Below are 18,293 nucleotides of genomic sequence, written 5' to 3' on the forward strand. Positions count from 1 at the left end.
ACATTTAACCCCCTCCCAGCCTCCCCCTTAGCAGGGGGAGGAGCAGCTGGTTGGCTTCCTCCCCTTGCATTTTTGAAGGGGGAGGTCCGGAGCTTAATGTTCCCTCCCCTTGCATCTTTGAAGGGGGAAGTCCGGAGCTTAATGTTCCCTCCCCTTAATAAGGGGAGGGCTAGGGTGGGGTTAGATTGTCACTTAATAATTTCATAATGAATAACAATAAGAGCAACCGTTATGAATGATGCGATTTTTAGTCTAAAAAAGGTTAGTAAGGTATTCCCCGGTGTAAAAGCGCTTGATGAGGTGGATTTACATTTATACCCGGGTCAGGTGACGGCTTTGATTGGTGAAAACGGCGCTGGAAAATCGACCCTAGTCAAAACCATGACCGGCATTTATCAGCCAGATGGTGGCGAAATTATTTTCGATGGCAAGCCTGTGTATTTTCATTCCCCCCACGATTCCCATGCCCTAGGCATTACCGCGATCCATCAGGAAACCGTGTTGTTTGATGACCTGACGGTGGCGGAGAATATCTTTCTGGGCAACTATCCAATGAAAAAAGGCCCAATGACCAAGTTCTCGATCGATTGGCCGACCATGGTGGCGCGCTCACAGGAAATTTTGTCGTCAATTAATGCTCACATGGACCCTAATCAAATTTTACGCGAGTTGAGTATCGGCCAAAAACACATGGTGGGTATTGCCCGTGCCTTATCTGTCGATGCCAAGGTGGTTATCCTTGATGAACCCACCGCGGCTTTATCTCATCATGAAATCCATGAACTCTATGACTTGGTGAATAACCTTAAGCAGAAAGGCAAAGCCATTTTGTTTATTACCCATAAATTCGACGAAGTCTTCATTTTAGCGGATCGATACACGGTATTCCGTGATGGCTGCTTTGTGGGTGAAGGCTTTATTAAAGATACCAATGAAACGCAGCTGGTCGAAATGATGGTGGCGCGTAGCATTGATGAAACCTATCCGAAGAAAACCGTCGAGATAGGCGAAACCTTGTTAGAGGTAAGTAACCTATGCCACACCACCGAGTTTGCTAATATCAGCTTTAGCCTTAAAAAAGGCGAAATTCTCGGCGTGTATGGTTTGGTTGGGTCAGGCCGAACAGAAGTGATGCAGGCGTTATTTGGCACGGCGCGCCATGTTACCGGAAGTATCAAGATGAATGGCAAAGAGGTAACCATTCACTCACCAAGAGACGCCATTGACCATGGCATTGTGTATGTTCCCGAAGAAAGACAAAAGCAAGGCATAGTGTTGGAGTTACCTATCGTGCAAAACGTCAGTTTGCCGCAAATGGAGCGTCTTACGAAACATGGACAAATAGACGAAGAAAACGAGATGTCCTTAGCGCGACAATACTGTGAACGCTTACAGGTGAAGGCGTCCAGTTGGCAAGAAAAGGTGATGAACCTATCCGGTGGCAACCAGCAAAAAGTGGTTATCGCTAAGTGGTTAGCCACTAACCCTAAGGTGATTATTCTTGATGAACCCACTAAGGGCATCGACATTGGTTCGAAGGCGGCGGTACATGAATTTATGTCTGAACTGGTGGATTCAGGGTTGGCTGTCATCATGGTGTCGTCGGAGTTGCCTGAAATACTCGGCATGTCTGATCGTATTTTAGTGATGAACGAAGGCTTGATTGTGGGTGAGTTAGCCCGTGAAGAGGCGACACCAGAGAAGGTGGTCTCGCTCGCGACTGGAGGCACAGTCACATGTTAAAGCGCTTTATTTATTCCCGTGAAGGCATACTGAGCCTGATTGTTTTAGCGCTGTTTTTGGGGGTGGGCATGATCAGTCCAGCCTTCATTAGCCTGCCAAACAGCATTAGTATTTTTAACGACACGTCGATTTTGATCATGCTGTCGTTAGGGCAGATGTTAGTCATCTTAACCCGCTGTATTGATCTTTCCGTCGCCGCGAATGTGGCCTTTACTGGCATGGTGGTCGCCATGACGAACCAGTATTTTCCTCAACTTAGCATGGCCATATTGATTGTTTTAGCGTTAGCCCTAGGTGCTTTATTAGGTGCGATTAATGGCCTGTTTGTCTGGTTGCTTAAGGTGCCATCCATCGTTATTACGCTGGGGACCATGAGTATTTATCGAGGCTGTACCTTTTTGTTGTCGGATGGTGCTTGGGTGAACTCCCATCAAATGAGCCCGTCTTTTATTGCGCTTCCTCGCTTCGAAATTCTGTCTGTTCCTGTGCTCAGTTGGATCGCGGTGGTGGCCATTATTATTGTTTTCTGGGCGATGAAATACAGTGTCTGGGGACGCAATTTTTATTCGGCTGGAGGTAATCCAACCGCGGCATTTTATTCCGGCGTGAATGTGGGCAAGGTACAGTTTTATGCTTTTCTTGTATCGGGTACCTTGTCTGGTTTGTGTGGTTATTTGTGGGTGTCGCGTTTTGCCGTGGCCTATGTGGACGTGGCGAATGGCTTTGAACTTCAAGTCGTTGCGGCCTGTGTGATTGGCGGTATCAGCATAGTGGGTGGTGTGGGTACCGTGGTGGGTTGCGTGGTCGGTGCGTTGTTCATTGGTGTGGTAAATAACGCCTTGCCTATTATCGGCGTGTCGCCTTTTTGGCAAATGGCGATTTCTGGTTTAGTTATCGTGATTGCAGTGATAGCCAACGCCAGTTCAGACAAAGACAAAGCGCGTATTATTTTGCGTAAGCCGAATGAGTCTGATGACTCGGTACAGGCACCATCACATTAAGAGGCTTTCATGGACACAATAATAAAAAAACCAACTACGCCTGATGCACTGTTAACCAATAGGCTACAAAAGTTTTTCCGCTGGGAAATGTTTTTGATCATCCTAGTCGCCTTGGTATTTGTGATGAATTCCTATTTATCACCTTACTTTCTTGACCCTTGGAACTTATCCGACGCAACCTTCAATTTTACTGAAAAAGCGCTGATTGCCTTGCCCATGGCGATGCTGATTATCGCCAAAGAAATTGATATTTCGGTGGCGGCGATTATTTCACTATCGAGTACTTTGATGGGCCTTGTCGCGCAACTGGGCGCACCGATTTATCTGGTGGTGCTGATGGGTATTTTGGTTGGCGCGGCCTGTGGTTTGGTGAACGGTGTTTTAGTCACCCAATTTAAGATTCCTTCGATTGTAGTCACTATCGGTACCATGAGCTTGTTCCGTGGCATCAGCTATATTTTATTGGGCGATCAGGTGATTCGTGAGTATCCAGAGGGCTTTGATTTCTTTGGTCAAGGTTATGTGTATTGGGTGTTTTCCTTTGAGCTAGTGTTGTTTGTGGTCTTCGCCTTGGGGTTTTATTGGTTATTGCACAGAACCACCTTTGGACGTTATACCTTTGCCATTGGTAACAACCCAACCGCGTCCTATTACTCTGGTATCAAGGTTGATAAACACCGTTTGATTTTATTTACCTTGGTGGGCCTTATGTCTGGCGTGGCGGCAGTGTTGTTGACTTCCCGCTTGGGCAGTACGCGTCCGAGTATCGCCATGGGCTGGGAGCTGAGTATTATCACCATGGTGGTACTGGGGGGTGTGAGTATTTTAGGCGGCAGCGGCACCATTGGTGGCGTGGTATTGGCAGTGATTCTGATGGGGCTAGTGACCTTTGGCATGGGGCTGTTGAACATTCCTGGAATCGTCATGACCATCATAGTCGGCTTAATGTTGATTAGCGTGGTGAGCCTACCTGTGCTGATTTCTCTGTATAAAGGTAAGAAGGCCAAAGTCCTATGAGATACGCCTCGGTCATGTATCTGCGCAAAGGTTTTGAAGACGAATACAAACGTCGCCATGACAACCTTTGGCCTGAATTAGCAGAGCACTTAAAGCAACAGGGGATTTATAACTATTACATCCATCTAGATCGTAACGAAAGTCGGCTTTACGCCAGCTTTGATGCGGATGAGCTAGATACTAAGGTGTTGGCTGATCATCCGGTGATGCAGCGCTGGTGGCAGTACATGGCGGACATCATGGAAACTAAGATGTCATCCTTTGAACCTGTGGCCGATGCTTTGGAGCCAGTTTTCCAATTTAACGTGCAGCAAGCCAATAAAGTGCGTGTTGTTGCCGTGTTAGACATAGGTAAAACCAACATCAAAATTTGTCTGATGGACGGACAAACCGGCGCATTATTACAGATTGCCAAGCGTACTAATGAGGTGATTAATGCCGCGCCTTATCCCCATGTGGACGAAGCATCTATTTGGGCTTGGATCAAGGACACGCTGGCGGAATTAGCTCAAGACTACTTCATTAGCAGCATTGCCATTACCACCCACGGGGCGACCATTGCTTGCATGAAGGGCGATCAACTCGCCTTGCCGATTTTGGATTATGAATACGATGGTGTGAGTGACGTTAAGGCGGAATATGATGCCGCTCGGCCTGACTTTAAAGAATCCTTTAGCCCTAGATTGCCCCAAGGACTGAACCTAGGCGCGCAATTATTTTGGCAACAACAGCGTTTTGCCTCCGAGTTTAAAGAAGTCGATTCATTGCTTTTGTATCCGCAATATTGGGGCTTCAAACTCAGCGGTCACAAAGCCTCGGAAGTCACCTCGTTAGGCTGTCATACGGATCTTTGGAATCCCATAAACTGCCAATTTTCTGCTTTTTGTGAGCAGCAAAACTGGAATGCTTTATTTCCACCTGTGTTGGAAACCGGCGCTAAGCTTGGGGTTATTTTGCCTGAGCTCGCGCAAGAAATCGGCTTGCCAGCGAACTGTGTGATCTTTAATGGTGTGCACGATTCCAATGCCTCTTTGGTGCCTTACATTGGACAACCGATGGAAAAACTCACCGTAGTGTCCAGCGGCACTTGGACGGTCATAGCCACCATTAATGGCAAGTTGGACTTCTTGCACGAAGAAAAAGACATGCTCGCAAATGTCGATGCATTGGGCCGCGCGACACCGACTATTCGCTTTATGGGCGGACGCGAGTGGGAACATTTACGCAGCGATACGCCAGCGACCTTTAGTGATGTCAGCTTCATACTTGAACACGGCATTATGGCGTTGCCTGCTTTTGCGCAAGGCGGCCCGTTTGCTCACTGTGATGGCAAAATACTAGAGCGTGGCCTGACACTCACGCCATCCCAGCAATCTGCCTTGGCCGATATCTACGTGGCCTTAATGACGGACTATTGCCTAGACCTGATGGACACCAGTGATACCGTTATCGTAGAAGGCGCGTTCAGTAACAATCATAATTTCTTAACCTTGCTCGCCTGCATGCGCAGCCAAGATGAAATTTACGCTTCCCGCGACGTCACCGGCACCTCCGGCGGCGCGGCCTTGTTATCCAACAAAAGTCTCAAACTCAAAGGGCGACTCAGCCTAGCAACCTGCGAACCACAGATAAAACCTTTGCTTAATCTCTATCGACAGCAATGGCGGGATCTGGTTGCTGCGTTATGATATCTAATGCGTTTTTCTAGCAATTAAAGTGGGTGCTACTTGACAGTGTTTGGCTTCGCTGCGTCCCTTTATTCGTTCTAGTATGGCGTCGGCGGCCAGTTCCCCTTGTACTTCGGCTTGTTGGTCTATGCTGGATAGGTTGACCACGGCGTAGGATGCGATGGGGGTGTTGTCATAGCCGATAATAAAGACATCTTTCTGAGGAACGAGGTGACGCTTTTGGCATTCGTCTAGCAATGGTACGGCGTGGATGTCGCTCCAACAGAAGATGGCGCAGGGTGTTTTGATATCATCTAAAAACAGGTTTAGGTCTTTTCGTAGCTGTTCTTCGTTATCCGACGATCTGAAAATTCTGTCTTCTGCACCGTTGGAAATATTGGCTTCTTTGAGTGTAGCCAGAAAGCCCCGTTCACGTTCTCTATTCAGGTCAAATTCGTCAAACTCACGAAGCAGCAAGCTGATCATTTTTACGTTTTCTACGCCTGTATTTATTAGTGCTTTGGTGGCGAGTTGAGCGCCTAAGTAATCGTCACCATTGATAGTGTCGAAGCTGACAGCGGTGTCTTCAACATGGCCGATAACTGTCATGGGTATTTGCTTGGCGTATTTTTCGAGTGCTGTGCCAGATAGCCGAGGGGCAACTAATATCAGCCCGTCTACGTTGTTATCAATCATGGATTCAATAAGTGAAGACTCGATGGAGAGTTCCCCTTGGCCAAGGCCAATGAGCATTTTAAAGTCTGATTTTTCGATGGTGGCGTTTATTTTTTCCAACAGTTTCGGCAAATAGGCGTTGCCTAATCCGGCGATCAAGACACCTATGGTGAAGGTTTTGCCGCGCATGCCTCTGGCTGAAGTGTTGGGGCGGTAGCCTAGTACTTTAATGGACAGCTCTACTTTTTTCCGTAGCGCTGGGCTGACGCCATAGGCATTGCGGATGACTTTGGAAACGGCGGCTACGGAAACGCCTGCGTCTTTGGCGACTTCTTTGATGGTGATTTTTTTTACTGTTGCTTGGTTTGTCATAGAGCACGGCTTATCAAATAAATAAATTTTTATAGAAACTACTTGAAATGAGGTTTCGTTTCTACTTATTATTCGTATAACGTTCTACACTCAATTAAATAAATATCGTCCATTAATAAAAATAATACTTAAGGATTGTCTATCATGAGCTCTGATATATTGCGCACTGTAAAAAGCTCTGCAGTCACCTGGGTTGCCGACATGGTGGCGCCATCGTGCGATGAAGGTGTCGGTAAAAGAGCTTGTTTTGTTTGCTCCACATTTGTTGTTTCCAGTCTTGAGCATACTGCGCAATTGACTATTTCTGCTTTGGGTTTATACCAAGTTTTTATTAATGGTCGCCAAGTGGGTGACGATTACCTCACTCCAGGCTTGACCTGCTACGATGACCGTCTTTCTTTTCAAACTTATCACGTTAATGAGTACTTGCAGCTTGGTAGCAACAAAATCGAGATTTGGCTGGCTGATGGTTGGTACCGATCTCAGATCATGTGGGAAGAATGCAAAATTCTAAACTGCTGGGGCGATTCCATTGCCGCCATTGCTCAGCTTGAGTTGGCGGGCGAGGTTATTTGCAAAACGGATGCGAGCTGGCAATCGGGTTACTTGCCAGTCACACAGTCTGGTATTTATTTAGGGGAAGATTACGATGCCCGTGAAGAGAGGTTAATCGCTTCCCATGGGGTGAATATTCTCGAATTTGATAAGACGTTATTAGTGCCGCACGAAACGGCGGCGGTCAAAGCATTGGCGTCTGTTAGTCCGGTGAAGACATGGTATGAAAATGGCGACATGGTTGTTGATTTCGGTCAGAACTGCTCCGCTGTGGTACGTATCCAGGTCGATGGTAACGCAGGGGCGAGTCTCTACATCGACTTTGCCGAAATATTGGATGAAGAAGGATGTTTTGACCGCAGAAATTACCGAGATGCACGGGTTGCCGTACAATACACTCTGAAAGGTGAGGGCATTGAATCTTACGAGCCGCGTTTTACTTTTATGGGCTTTCGCTATGCCAGAATTAAACTGTCGGGTGAGGTGAAGCTGCATTCAATTCAACAGATTCCGCTCACTTCGGTACCGATTATCACTGGTGGATTTGAATGTGATGTGCCGGCGGTGAATCGCTTGGTGCAGAATACCATTTGGTCCCAGCGTTCTAACTTTATTGAAATTCCAACCGATTGCCCGCAGCGTGATGAACGTTTAGGTTGGACGGGAGATGCACAGGTGTTTGCAGGCACGGCCTGTTGGCTAGCGGATTGTGAAAGCTTTTTGATTAAGTACCTGCGGGATGTGATACATGATCAACGACCTAATGGCGCCATTCCGCATTTTTCCCCTGATCCAACGCGCTTGTTCCCTGAGATGTTTGATGGGGATTGGGCGGGGTCTACTGGTTGGGGAGATGCCATTACTATCATACCTTGGCAGATATATTTGCAATATGGCAATGTAGATATACTCAGGGAATGCTTTCCAGCTATGCAAAAATGGTTAGATCACCTTTGGTCTCTTTCCGATGGGCCGATTATTAAACCGAACCTGCAATGGGGGGGGCATGGTTTTACCTTTGGCGATTGGTTGCAACCAGTGGGAGATAATCGCAAGCCTCGCCCCACTATCGCGGATGATTGTGCGGCTACGCTTTATCATTATATTTCTACTGATCTTGCCGTTAAAATCGCGCATTTACTTGGGAAAGAGCAAGAGGCCAGTGCGCTAGAGAAAAGGGCGCTTTGTATCAAAGAAGCGTTTGTTGATGAGTACTTTAGTAAAACTGGTCGGCTTGCCCATAACGACCAGACTTCCTATTCGTTGGCCTTTCTTTATGATCTGGTGCCAGAGCAGTATTTTGATGCCGCGAAGCACTATTTCCGTGAGGTGATTGTCGATGCCCAATACCTGATTGGTACTGGTTTTATTGGTACGCCAGCCTTGTTGCCAGCATTAACCAAATTAGGCATGAACGACCTTGCAGAAAACGTCTTTCTTAACCGAAAAGTGCCCGGTTGGCTGTATCAGATAGAGCGTGGTGCAACCACCATTTGGGAACGATGGGACGCGATTGCTGAAGATGGCACCATCTATGACCCGAATATGAATAGCTATAATCATTACGCTTATGGTGCTGTGTGTCAGTGGTTGTTTGAGTCAGTGGCGGGTGTGTCGCCTGTGGCGCATGCCCCCGGTTATAAAGAAGTGTTGTTATCACCAACGTTTTTGCCAGCGTTGGGTCGAGTATCTATGTGGCACGATTGCGGCCTTGGTCGGATTGAGGCGAGCTGGAGAATCCTTGAGGACAAGGTAGCTTACTCACTTTCTTTACCAAATGGATGTGTTGGTATTTTGTCATCTAGGTTACTGGAAAGCGTGGTTACGATGAATGGTCAAGCCATGAATGGCAGTTTGGCTGGTGTTACGGTGCCATCCGGAAAGAGCGAGATTGTTTTCAGTCTCACATAATATGGGGGAAATCCTCAGCGTGTTTACCCAACAATAAATTTAAAAAGAGGGTGTAATATGAAAGATTTAGTAAAAAAGCTCACTGTTATCGCTTTTGCTTTCTCCGCTGTTTCGGCAGCGAGTGCGGTAGAATTGAGTATACTGATAGATAACAATCCAGATACGGTTGCATTGACGCAAGCACTGACATTAGCTTATAGCAAAAAGCATCCTGATGTTAAGTTCGAAATGGAACTAAGGCCCGGTGGTGCGGAAGGTGATAATATCGTCAAAACGCGTCTCGCAACGGGTGAAATGGCGGACGTGTTTATCTATAATTCAGGTTCGCTATTGCAAGCCTTACGACCATCCAGAACGCTAGAGCCTATCAACGACATTGCTAATTTTTCTAATATTTTGTCTAGCTTTACCAGTACGGTAAGTGACAAAAAAGGCAATGTTTATGCGGTGCCAGCACAAACAGCCATGGGCGGCGGCATTCTTTATAATAAGCGTCTTTATAAAGAGTTGGGCCTAAAAGTGCCAATGACGTGGAAAGAGTTTATGGCCAATTGTGCGATTATCGCAGCCAAGTCAAAGGCGGCACCGATTGCACAAACCTATCGTGATTCGTGGACATCGCAGCTTATTGTGTTAGCTGACTATTACAATGTGCAGTCAGAACAGCCTAACTTCGCCGATGATTACACCAATAACAAGGCAAAATTTGCGACGACACCATCTGCGTTAAGAGGCTTCGAAAAGCTTCAACAAGTTTCCGAAGCGGGATACTTTAATGATTATTATGGCGCGGCGACTTACAACGATGGCTTGAACATGGTTGCTACAGGGAAAGCGGCTCATTATCCAATGTTAACCTTTGCCATTCCTGCCATTAATATCAACACTCCAGATCAGATTAATGATGTCGGTTTTTTTGCTCAGCCCGGTGACGATGCCAGCAAAAACGGTTTGACCGTGTGGATGCCTAACGCCTTTTACCTTCCAAAAGAGGGTGACCACAAAGACATCGCGAAAGACTTCCTAAGCTATGTGGCGACGGTGGATGCCTGTAATACTATTACGAATGCCATTGGCGCGAATGGCCCTTATCTCATCAAGGGTTGTACCTTACCTGATAACGTTTTTCCTGCCGTGAAAGATATGCTGCCTTACTTCCAAGTCGAGGGTCGAACCGCACCTGCCTTAGAGTTTCTTTCGCCGATAAAAGGCCCAATGCTGGAACAGCTGACGGTTGAAGTAGGGTCGAGCATTCGTACAGCAAAATCAGCGGCGGAGCTTTATGACCAAGACGTTGAAAAGCAAGCTAAACAATTGAATCTACCGAATTGGTAATGACTTTGTCTCCTTTTTAAAAGGGGTCGCAAAAGATAGCGAATGCAGTAGTTTTGCGACCCCTCGCTAAAGTTGAAAGAGGGGATGCTTGGAGGACTTATGAAAAGTAGTCGATCTTATCCCTATTGGTTCATTTTACCGAGCGGGCTAATTTACCTAGTGCTATTTTTGGTGCCTACGGTGACTGCCTTTTGGTTTAGTTTGACTCAATGGGATTTGTTTGAAACGCGCTTTATTGGACTAGAAAACTATAGTCAGTTTTTTCAGGAGCCTTTTTTGATTACGGGTGCTGTGAATACGGTTGTTTTTGGTGCAGTTACATCTATTGCGAAGTCTATCTTAGGGTTGCTATTAGCGGTTTTACTCACATCTGGTTTACTCGGACAAAGCTTTTTAAGAACGTTAATTTTTTTCCCTGTTTTAGTATCTACCGTTGGTATTGGTATCGCATTTACGGAAATCATGCATCCAGCGAGAGGGATGATAAATGTAGGTTTAAGCTACTTAGGTATTCACGGCCCTGCGTGGTTGATTGATCCGCATTTGGCATTATTTTCTGTGGCGCTAGTGGATGTTTGGAAAGGCGTTGGTCTGGCTACTCTTATTTATATTGCCGGTTTGGCGACTATTAGTTCAGATTACTATGAGGCCGCACGAATAGATGGAGCAACTAAGTTACAGATGTTTTTTCGCATCACGGTGCCTTTAGTTCGCCCGGCGACAGTGACCGTTGTGACGTTATCTTTAATAAGTGGCTTGCGATCATTTGACCTTATTTGGGCAATGACAAAAGGCGGCCCAGGCTTTTCTTCGGATGTTCTGGCTTCGGTAATTTATAAGCAGTATCAAGCTGGATTTTATGGGCTTTCTACTGCTGGTAATATTATTTTGTTTGTTCTTGTTGCTTTGATTGTTGTTCCTCTTACCTATTGGTTTAATCGCAGAGAGGTGGATTTATGAAACGACAACAAGTCATCATCGGCATTGTTGCTCTTGTTCTGGGCGTGCTGCTCTTTGCTACGCCTTTTATGTTTATTGGAATAACGGCGGTGAAATCGGCGGCGGAGGCATCGCATCTAGGGCTTTCATTACCGTCTAAATGGCTATTCTGGGAAAATTTCATGGCTGTGATTAAAGCCAGAAACTATATGCTTCTGTTGGCGTATTTTAATTCCACTGTCATTACCGTTGGTGCGATTTCTTTATTAGCCGTTTCGGCTGCCATGATTGGTTACGTCATCCAACGACGGCCATCTAAATGGAATGGTTTTATCTATGCTTTGATTCTGGCGGGCTTGATGATTCCACCAGCCGTTGTACCGACTATTTGGCTGCTGAAAGAATTGCACCTGTTTAAAACTTTGCATGGCATGATTCTGATACAGGTTGCCTATGGGCTTTCGTTCTCGGTGTTATTGTTTCGTTCTTTTATTGCCAGTATTCCGCGAGACTTGGATGAAGCGGCGATTATTGACGGTGCTAAGCCTTGGCAGGTGTTTTTTAAGGTCATCTTACCCTTGCTTAAACCCATCACTATTACCGTTGTTTTGGTGCAATCGGTCACCATCTTTAATGATTTTACCAACCCTCTGTATTACTTACCGGGTAAAGACAATGTGACGGTGCAACTTACCTTGTACAACTTCCAAAGTCAGTTTTCTTCACAGATGAATTTACTGTTTATGAACATTCTTCTCGTTACCATACCTCCTCTTATCATGTTTATTTTTTTTAATAAACAAATTGTAAAAGGTATGACGGCTGGTGCTGTAAAAGGATAAAACCATGGCAAGCGTAAAACTAAAAAACATCCATAAAGAATTCAATGGCGTTAAGATTCTTAAAGGCATTGATTTAGATGTGAATGATGGCGAGTTCTGTGTCTTTGTTGGACCTTCCGGTTGCGGTAAATCGACCTTGTTGCGCATTATTTCTGGTTTGGACGATGCCTCCAGTGGTGAGATAGAAATCGCTGACAAAGATGTGACTCATGCTGATCCGATTGATCGAGGCATTGCCATGGTATTTCAAAGCTATGCGCTTTATCCGCACTTGACCGTCAGGGACAATATTGGCTTTGGTCTAAGCTTGGCCAAACGCCCTAAAAATGAGATTAATGAACGTGTTAATACAGCGGCTAAAATGCTGCAACTAGAAGCCTTACTTGATCGTAAACCGAAAGACCTTTCTGGTGGACAGCGCCAGCGGGTCGCCATTGGCCGTGCTATTGTCAGAAATCCAGAGGTATTTCTATTTGACGAACCGCTCTCTAATCTCGATGCGGCGCTGCGCTCCAAAATGCGTCTTGAATTAACTGAGCTACATGCAGAACTCAACGCCACCATGATTTACGTGACTCACGATCAGATTGAAGCCATGACCATGGCAGATAAAATCGTTGTGCTGAACGCCGGACATGTTGAACAGGTGGGGACACCGATGGAACTCTATCATCATCCGAAAACCCCCTTTGTTGCCGGTTTTATTGGCAGCCCAAAAATGAACTTATTTGAAGGGCAAACCGCACAAGAGCATGGTGCAGATATCTATGGAATCCGTCCAGAACACCTCACCTTATCGACACAAACAGGCAAGTGGCAAGGCGTGATAAAACACATAGAACACCTAGGTGCTGATGTGATTGTTCATATACAAGTGCAAGCTCTAGGAACGCTCGTGGCACGGGCGGATGGTGACTTTGCGGTCACCACAGGAAGCGAAATATACGCCACACCACAACAAGGTAGGGAGCATTTTTTGAGTAAGTAGGATAGCGTTAATGCCTTTTCAGGAACTACTTCGCTTTCACTGGTATTTTCTTAAGATAGCGAATACTTAAACTGCGAAGGGAGAGGGAGAGTGTTGCCAAGTTAAGACTACTGCTTTGTTGGACTTGCTTTAACGTGGATTCATCTCCATCGATGCATCCCCCATTGTTTATAAAAAACTAGTGTCGTTGTGATCACGGGATGCCTACAAAAAGAAAGCCAAGCAATAGGCACTATCAACTTGGCTTTCTAAGAACATCATTGTTAATGACTGACAGTTAGTTTGTGGTAACCATTTTTTTCAATTTTTTATGGGGCTTTTAACGATTCTTAACATTATATAAAGTTATTTTAGGCCTGATTCCTTCATACGTTTTGAACGTTAAGACCGAAACCTTAGATTCTCTCTAGTAAGCTGGTCTATAGATGTTTTGCCCATCAGTTTCATGTCCCGTTCGAGTTCGGCTTTCATTAGCCCTAGGGCGCGTTCCACGCCGGGTTGTCCAGCCGCTGCGAGTGGATACAGGTACATGCGGCCAATACCGACGGCTTTTGCACCTAACGAAAGAGCCTTCAAAACATGGGTGCCGCGCTGCACGCCGCTGTCGAAGATGACGTCTATTTCATTACCCACCTCGTCGACAATTTCCGCCAGTTGATCAAAGGAACTACGGGAACCGTCTAGCTGGCGGCCACCGTGGTTGGAAATGATCACGCCAGTACAGCCAATGTCGACGGCTTTGCGGGCGTCTTCTCGGGTCATGATGCCTTTTAAACAGAATTGCCCATCCCAGAACTTCACCATTTCGGCCACGTCGTCCCAGTTCATGGAAGGGTCAAGCATGTTGGTAAAGTAGTCACCGATGGAGGTGGCGCCTTTGCCCATATCAACATGGGCATCCAACTGTGGCAGGCTGAAGGGAGCGTGGGTGACGTAGTTGATGCCCCACATGGGTTTCATGATGAATTGCAGTAGGCCTTTTAGGTTTAATTTGAAGGGAATGGAAAAACCGGTACGTAGGTCTCGCTCGCGGTTACCGCCTGTAATGGAGTCCACTGTGAGCATCATGACTTGTACGCCAGCGTCTTTGGCGCGTTGCATCATGGCGCGGTTGAGTGCGCGGTCTTTGTGGAAGTAAAACTGGTAGACCTGTGGTGTGTCGGTTTGCTTGGCAATCTCTTCCATGCTGACGGTGCCAAGGGAGGACACGCCAAACATGGTGCCGTATTTTTCAGCGGCACCCGCCACGGCACGTTCGCCTTGGTGATGGAAAAGTCGCTGCAAGGCCGTGGGCGAGCAATAAACTGGCATGTCGAGTTTTTGTCCCATGACAGTAACGGACAGGTCTACGTCTTTAACGCCTGTTAATACGCTGGGTAATAAGTCGCAGGTTTCAAAGGCGGCGGTATTGCGACGGTAGGTCGACTCATCATCAGAACCGCCGTCAATGTAATTGAAGATGGGCCCCGGTAGTCGTTTCTTTGCCAGAGTACGGAAGTCTTGAAAGTTATGGCAGTCTTTGAGTCGCATCGTTTACCTCATCGTAAAAAGGGGTCCGTAAAAAGGGTTCTGACCCCTTTTTCTTTTTTCATGTCTCACTATAGTCTTAGTTTGATTTGAGATAAATATGACATAAACTAAAAAACTCTTTCCTAAAACGTTGCAATAACTCGGGGATACTGCCATTGAATGCGTCAGATTTAACCTTATTTGTCCATGTGGCGGATGCGGGCTCGTTTCATAAAGCCGCTTTGCTGGCAGGATTGTCGACACCAGCTTTGAGTAAACGCATCAGTAAGCTCGAAGAGAGCTTAGGTGTACAGTTGATTCACCGTACCACAAGGCGCTTGAGTCTGACGGAAGCTGGGGAGAGCCTTTACGTTCACGCGAAGAATATAGAAGGCCAAGTGAGTGATGCGGTCGCTTCGGTATCGGCGTTTAGCCAAGGATTAACTGGCAGTATTAAGATGTCTGTGCCGACCATCTCGGGAGAGTTACTGCTTGCCGAAGCGGTGGCGGATTTTTGTCAGAAATACCCGAACATCACCGTAGACATGCGATTAGAAAATAGCTTTGTGAATCTGGTGGAAGAAGGTTTAGACCTTGCGATCCGTACCGGTAAGTTGGAAGACTCTAGCCTGATTGCTAAGCCTCTTATTCAATCCAGTTGGGTTCTGTGTTGTTCGCCACGTTATATCGAGCAGTTTGGTGAGGTTAAAACGCTGGAAGCGTTAAAAGAGCATAACTGTCTGGCTTATACCTATCAGGCTCAAGGTTCTTTTGATTGGCGTTTTACAACACAAGGGGTTGAGCAAAGTGTTCGCATTAGCGGCAGTTTCGCCACCAATAATGCCCAAGCCTTGCGAAAAGCTGCGTTGGCGGGCTTTGGTATTGTTTATGTGCCTCGTTGTTGTGTGTATGAAGACCTTCAACAAGGTAAATTGGTCGCTATTCTCACCCAGCATAAACCCAGACAGTTAGGCGTGTATGCGATTTACCCTGTTACCAAGTACTTGCCTGAAAAACTACGGTTGCTGATTGAGCATATTAAGCAAGCCTATCAGGATAAAAAAGAGTATTTCTGATTAGTGTCATAATATTGGAGAGACCCTGATGCTGATTTGTTATTAGAGCCTAAGTGACATTAAAGTCTTTGGGTCACGCTCAATAATCCGTTATCATGCCAGCCATCAAAGGTGGTGTATTGCCACCTACCTCCAAGCCTCTCAGGACTCTAATGAAAAAGACTTTTACTCTATCTCACCCTAAAATTGCTTATCCTCGTTTAATTGAAGCCGCTAAAAGCGATGTTAAAAAGTACCTTAAAAGAGAGCGTAATAAAGCCTTGCCTGAACACGCGGATTTTTGGGGTTTTGATTGCAAGTTTGGTCAGAGTGAAGAGCTTGCTGAAGTAATTCATGTGGCTGCCATTAATGAAAAAATGGACTTCGCTGAAAGCCAAGAGTGGCCTGCGTTTTACTTAGAAATTCTGGCAACAGCTGAGACACGTACTCAGCGTCCGGACTCTGAGAAAGACGGAAGCTAAAATAGTTAATACAATCAAAGTTGTTAAAAACCAGATTCGTTGTGGTGATTAGATTTATCATGATTGGTCTGGTTTTTTTGTCTCGTATAAAGGTAAATACGCCATTTCTCTGATGTCGATCAAGATGCTTTTTCTTACTCCATGAATACTTAAATCGTACTGGCAAGCTTGAGTGTAAGTTTCGGTAAATTGTCTCGATTCGACAATACCCCTACTTATAATAAGGACTTCTTTTTTTGGTATTGGAGAATGAAATGAAGCAATGGTTTATGAGTTATTCAACCCCATTATTTACCGGCTTGTTTTTAGTGTCGTTGGTTTCTGGTGTGGCTTTGTTTTTCCATATTGAGGTTGGCTGGTTTCATGCCATGCACGAATGGTTGAGTATGGTGCTGATTCTGCCTTTTGTTTTACACCTATGGCGTAATTGGCGTCCCTTTGTGAATTATTTTAAACGCAGTGCCATGGTTCAATCCTTGGTTATATCGACGATAGCGGCTGTATTGTTTGTTGTTTGGCCTGCAGGGGAAGAGGGTGGCGCTGGTGGACCACCGCCTTTTGCTTTTTCTCAGGCGGTTATTTCTCAGTCTCCAGAGATCGTCGCGCCTGTGTTTGAAATGTCGGCTAGCGAGATGGTCGTTAAGTTAAAGGATAGTGGTTTTGCCAGTGCCGAAGAGTCGAAACCTTTGGCCGATATCGCCAAAGAGTCTGGGAAAAATGTGATGGCGCTTTATGTAGTATTAACTCCCAAAGGCAATTAGTCGGTTTAGGTGATGGTGATATTAAAAAGAAGAAAAGGATAGTGTGCCGCCTTTTCTTCTTTTAACTTTTTTAAGTTCTAAGTGACTTCAATGTAGCTCATAAAGCCTGTTTTTAGGTGTTCTATGATATGGCAGTGATACATCCAACGGCCCGGATTGTCTGCTACAAGCGCGGCGGTGACGATTTCGTTTTTACCTAATAAAACCGTATCTGAATGGAAAGGAATTATGTCCTTTTTGTTGGAGTGGAGCACGGTAAAGGTGTGTCCGTGTATATGTATCGGATGGTGGTATTGAGTCAAGTTAGACAGTTCAAAAATATAGGTTTTACCTCGCTCTAGTGTTGCTAAAGGTGCTGGAATATGGCCCTTTGACATGCCTTCCCATGATCGACGGTTCATTGCCCAAAAGTTGTAACTTACCTTTCCATCTTTTTTAATTGGGGTGATGTTGGCGTTCCATTCAAAGGCAAACTTAACGGTTTCTGCGTTATCAAGGTCTGGCGCAGGAATAGGGTTAAGTGGCAACTTAGGCAGACTGCGATTTTCCAGATGACTAGCGACGGTTGTTAGGGTCACTAGGGGGTTGTTTTTGTGTTTAAAGGTAATGGTTTCTCCAACTTTACTGGGCGCTATAACACCAAGATCTAGACGCATTCCCGGTGCCATAGGGTGTTGCTTTAAGGTGACAGCTTGTGCAATCGGGTTACCGTCAATGGCGATGATCTGAGCGTCTGGATCGGTTGAATTGACCATATAAACCACAGTGTTATCGACGTTTAGGAAGCGTACACGAATGGCGCCGCCAGCAGGCACCTCATAGGTTGGGGATGTTTGACCGTTAATGGTCATGACTCGCCCGGGTGTTCCCATGCGAAAGGCATTTTGCGGTGTGGTTAGAGCCGTAAAGGAACCATCGTCGTTGATGTGCCAGTTTTTCATGCAGAGTACTAGGTCTTCATCGAAGTCTGGTTTTTCCGCTTCTTCCACAATCAGTGCGCCAACCAAGCCTTTACCAAGTTGTTCGACGCTGTTCATGTGAGGGTGATACCAAAATGTCCCTGCATCTGGTGGCGTAAACTCATAGTCAAAAGCTTCACCGGGCATGATGGGCGTTTGGCTTAGGAAAGGCACGCCATCCATTCCAATGGGGATTCTCATACCGTGCCAATGGATGGTGGTGGGTTCATTTAATTGATTCACTACGCGAATACGAACGGGCTGATGTTGTTTGGCTCGTATGACGGGAGAAGGGTAGCCACCATTAAAACTTAAAGCCGGTGTACTGCCGCCGGGGACGATGTTGACGTTGGCAGGGGCGACGATAAGTTCATAGTCGAAACCAGCCGAAGGTTGAGCCGCCAAGACAATTCTCGGCAATGTGCCGTTCATTACGGCGACTGCCACGCTGGATTTGATAAAGCGACGTCTGTTCAAAACCT

General features: G+C 46.1%; 15 protein-coding genes. 12 read left to right on the forward strand and 3 right to left on the reverse strand.

All coding sequences use genetic code 11. The features are described from left to right. The first annotated feature begins 231 nt into the window (after positions 1–231). The 4 genes from I8J31_RS13775 to I8J31_RS13790 are packed head-to-tail and all read left to right on the forward strand — an operon-like array spanning position 232 to position 5,449. Positions 232–1,743, forward strand: a complete 1,512-nt coding sequence (locus tag I8J31_RS13775; protein ID WP_199469154.1) for a sugar ABC transporter ATP-binding protein — start codon at positions 232–234, stop codon at positions 1,741–1,743. After that, on the forward strand, positions 1,737–2,744 hold the full coding sequence (locus I8J31_RS13780; protein ID WP_199469155.1) for an ABC transporter permease: 1,008 nt from the start codon (positions 1,737–1,739) through the stop codon (positions 2,742–2,744). The genes I8J31_RS13775 and I8J31_RS13780 overlap by 7 nt, the downstream gene beginning before the upstream one ends. Before the next feature lie 9 nt (positions 2,745–2,753). Next, a complete protein-coding gene (locus tag I8J31_RS13785; protein WP_199469156.1) occupies positions 2,754–3,761 on the forward strand; it encodes an ABC transporter permease in 1,008 nt (335 codons plus the stop codon). Next, entirely contained in the window at positions 3,758–5,449 is a 1,692-nt protein-coding gene (locus I8J31_RS13790) for an L-rhamnose mutarotase (RefSeq protein ID WP_199469157.1), read from the forward strand. The genes I8J31_RS13785 and I8J31_RS13790 overlap by 4 nt, the downstream gene beginning before the upstream one ends. Before the next feature lie 3 nt (positions 5,450–5,452). On the opposite strand, the gene I8J31_RS13795 is transcribed toward I8J31_RS13790, so the two are convergent. After that, a complete protein-coding gene (locus I8J31_RS13795) occupies positions 5,453–6,475 on the reverse strand; it encodes a LacI family DNA-binding transcriptional regulator (RefSeq protein ID WP_199469158.1) in 1,023 nt (340 codons plus the stop codon). Positions 6,476–6,619: 144 nt separating this feature from the next. Between I8J31_RS13795 and I8J31_RS13800 the strand changes: the two genes are divergently transcribed. The 5 genes from I8J31_RS13800 (at position 6,620) to I8J31_RS13820 (ending at position 13,045) form a co-directional block, all read left to right on the forward strand. Continuing rightward, entirely contained in the window at positions 6,620–8,941 is a 2,322-nt protein-coding gene (locus tag I8J31_RS13800; RefSeq protein ID WP_199469159.1) for an alpha-L-rhamnosidase, read from the forward strand. Positions 8,942–8,998: 57 nt separating this feature from the next. Further along, positions 8,999–10,276 carry an ABC transporter substrate-binding protein gene (locus tag I8J31_RS13805; protein ID WP_199469160.1) on the forward strand — a complete coding sequence of 426 codons (1,278 nt, stop codon included), beginning with the start codon at positions 8,999–9,001 and terminating at the stop codon, positions 10,274–10,276. Positions 10,277–10,375: 99 nt separating this feature from the next. Further along, the gene (locus I8J31_RS13810) at positions 10,376–11,236 is read left to right on the forward strand and encodes a carbohydrate ABC transporter permease (protein ID WP_199469161.1); all 861 of its coding nucleotides are present in this window, start codon (positions 10,376–10,378) and stop codon (positions 11,234–11,236) included. Beyond that, positions 11,233–12,057, forward strand: a complete 825-nt coding sequence (locus tag I8J31_RS13815) for a carbohydrate ABC transporter permease (RefSeq protein ID WP_199469162.1) — start codon at positions 11,233–11,235, stop codon at positions 12,055–12,057. The genes I8J31_RS13810 and I8J31_RS13815 overlap by 4 nt, the downstream gene beginning before the upstream one ends. Positions 12,058–12,061: 4 nt before the next feature. Then, positions 12,062–13,045 (forward strand): ABC transporter ATP-binding protein, encoded by a 984-nt coding sequence (locus I8J31_RS13820; protein WP_199469163.1) that lies wholly within the window; start codon positions 12,062–12,064, stop codon positions 13,043–13,045. A gap of 381 nt (positions 13,046–13,426) precedes the next feature. Here the strand turns inward: I8J31_RS13820 and I8J31_RS13825 are convergent, their stop codons facing one another. Next, positions 13,427–14,575, reverse strand: coding sequence for an alpha-hydroxy acid oxidase (locus I8J31_RS13825; RefSeq protein ID WP_199469164.1), 1,149 nt, complete (start codon positions 14,573–14,575; stop codon positions 13,427–13,429). A gap of 155 nt (positions 14,576–14,730) precedes the next feature. On the opposite strand from I8J31_RS13825, the gene I8J31_RS13830 reads away from it, so the two are divergent. The 3 genes from I8J31_RS13830 (at position 14,731) to I8J31_RS13840 (ending at position 16,852) form a co-directional block, all read left to right on the forward strand. Then, positions 14,731–15,630 carry a LysR family transcriptional regulator gene (locus tag I8J31_RS13830; protein WP_199469165.1) on the forward strand — a complete coding sequence of 300 codons (900 nt, stop codon included), beginning with the start codon at positions 14,731–14,733 and terminating at the stop codon, positions 15,628–15,630. Between the two features lie 152 nt (positions 15,631–15,782). Beyond that, on the forward strand, positions 15,783–16,091 hold the full coding sequence (locus I8J31_RS13835; RefSeq protein WP_199469166.1) for a DUF6172 family protein: 309 nt from the start codon (positions 15,783–15,785) through the stop codon (positions 16,089–16,091). A gap of 254 nt (positions 16,092–16,345) precedes the next feature. Then, positions 16,346–16,852: a hypothetical protein gene (locus I8J31_RS13840; protein ID WP_199469167.1), complete on the forward strand. Its 507-nt coding sequence runs from the start codon at positions 16,346–16,348 to the stop codon at positions 16,850–16,852. Between the two features lie 77 nt (positions 16,853–16,929). Here the strand turns inward: I8J31_RS13840 and I8J31_RS13845 are convergent, their stop codons facing one another. Beyond that, positions 16,930–18,288, reverse strand: a complete 1,359-nt coding sequence (locus I8J31_RS13845) for a multicopper oxidase family protein (protein WP_233402777.1) — start codon at positions 18,286–18,288, stop codon at positions 16,930–16,932. Positions 18,289–18,293 lie beyond the last annotated feature (5 nt).

It is taken from the genome of Marinomonas transparens, from assembly GCF_016463975.1.
In the GTDB taxonomy this organism is placed as follows: Bacteria; Pseudomonadota; Gammaproteobacteria; order Pseudomonadales; family Marinomonadaceae; genus Marinomonas; species Marinomonas transparens.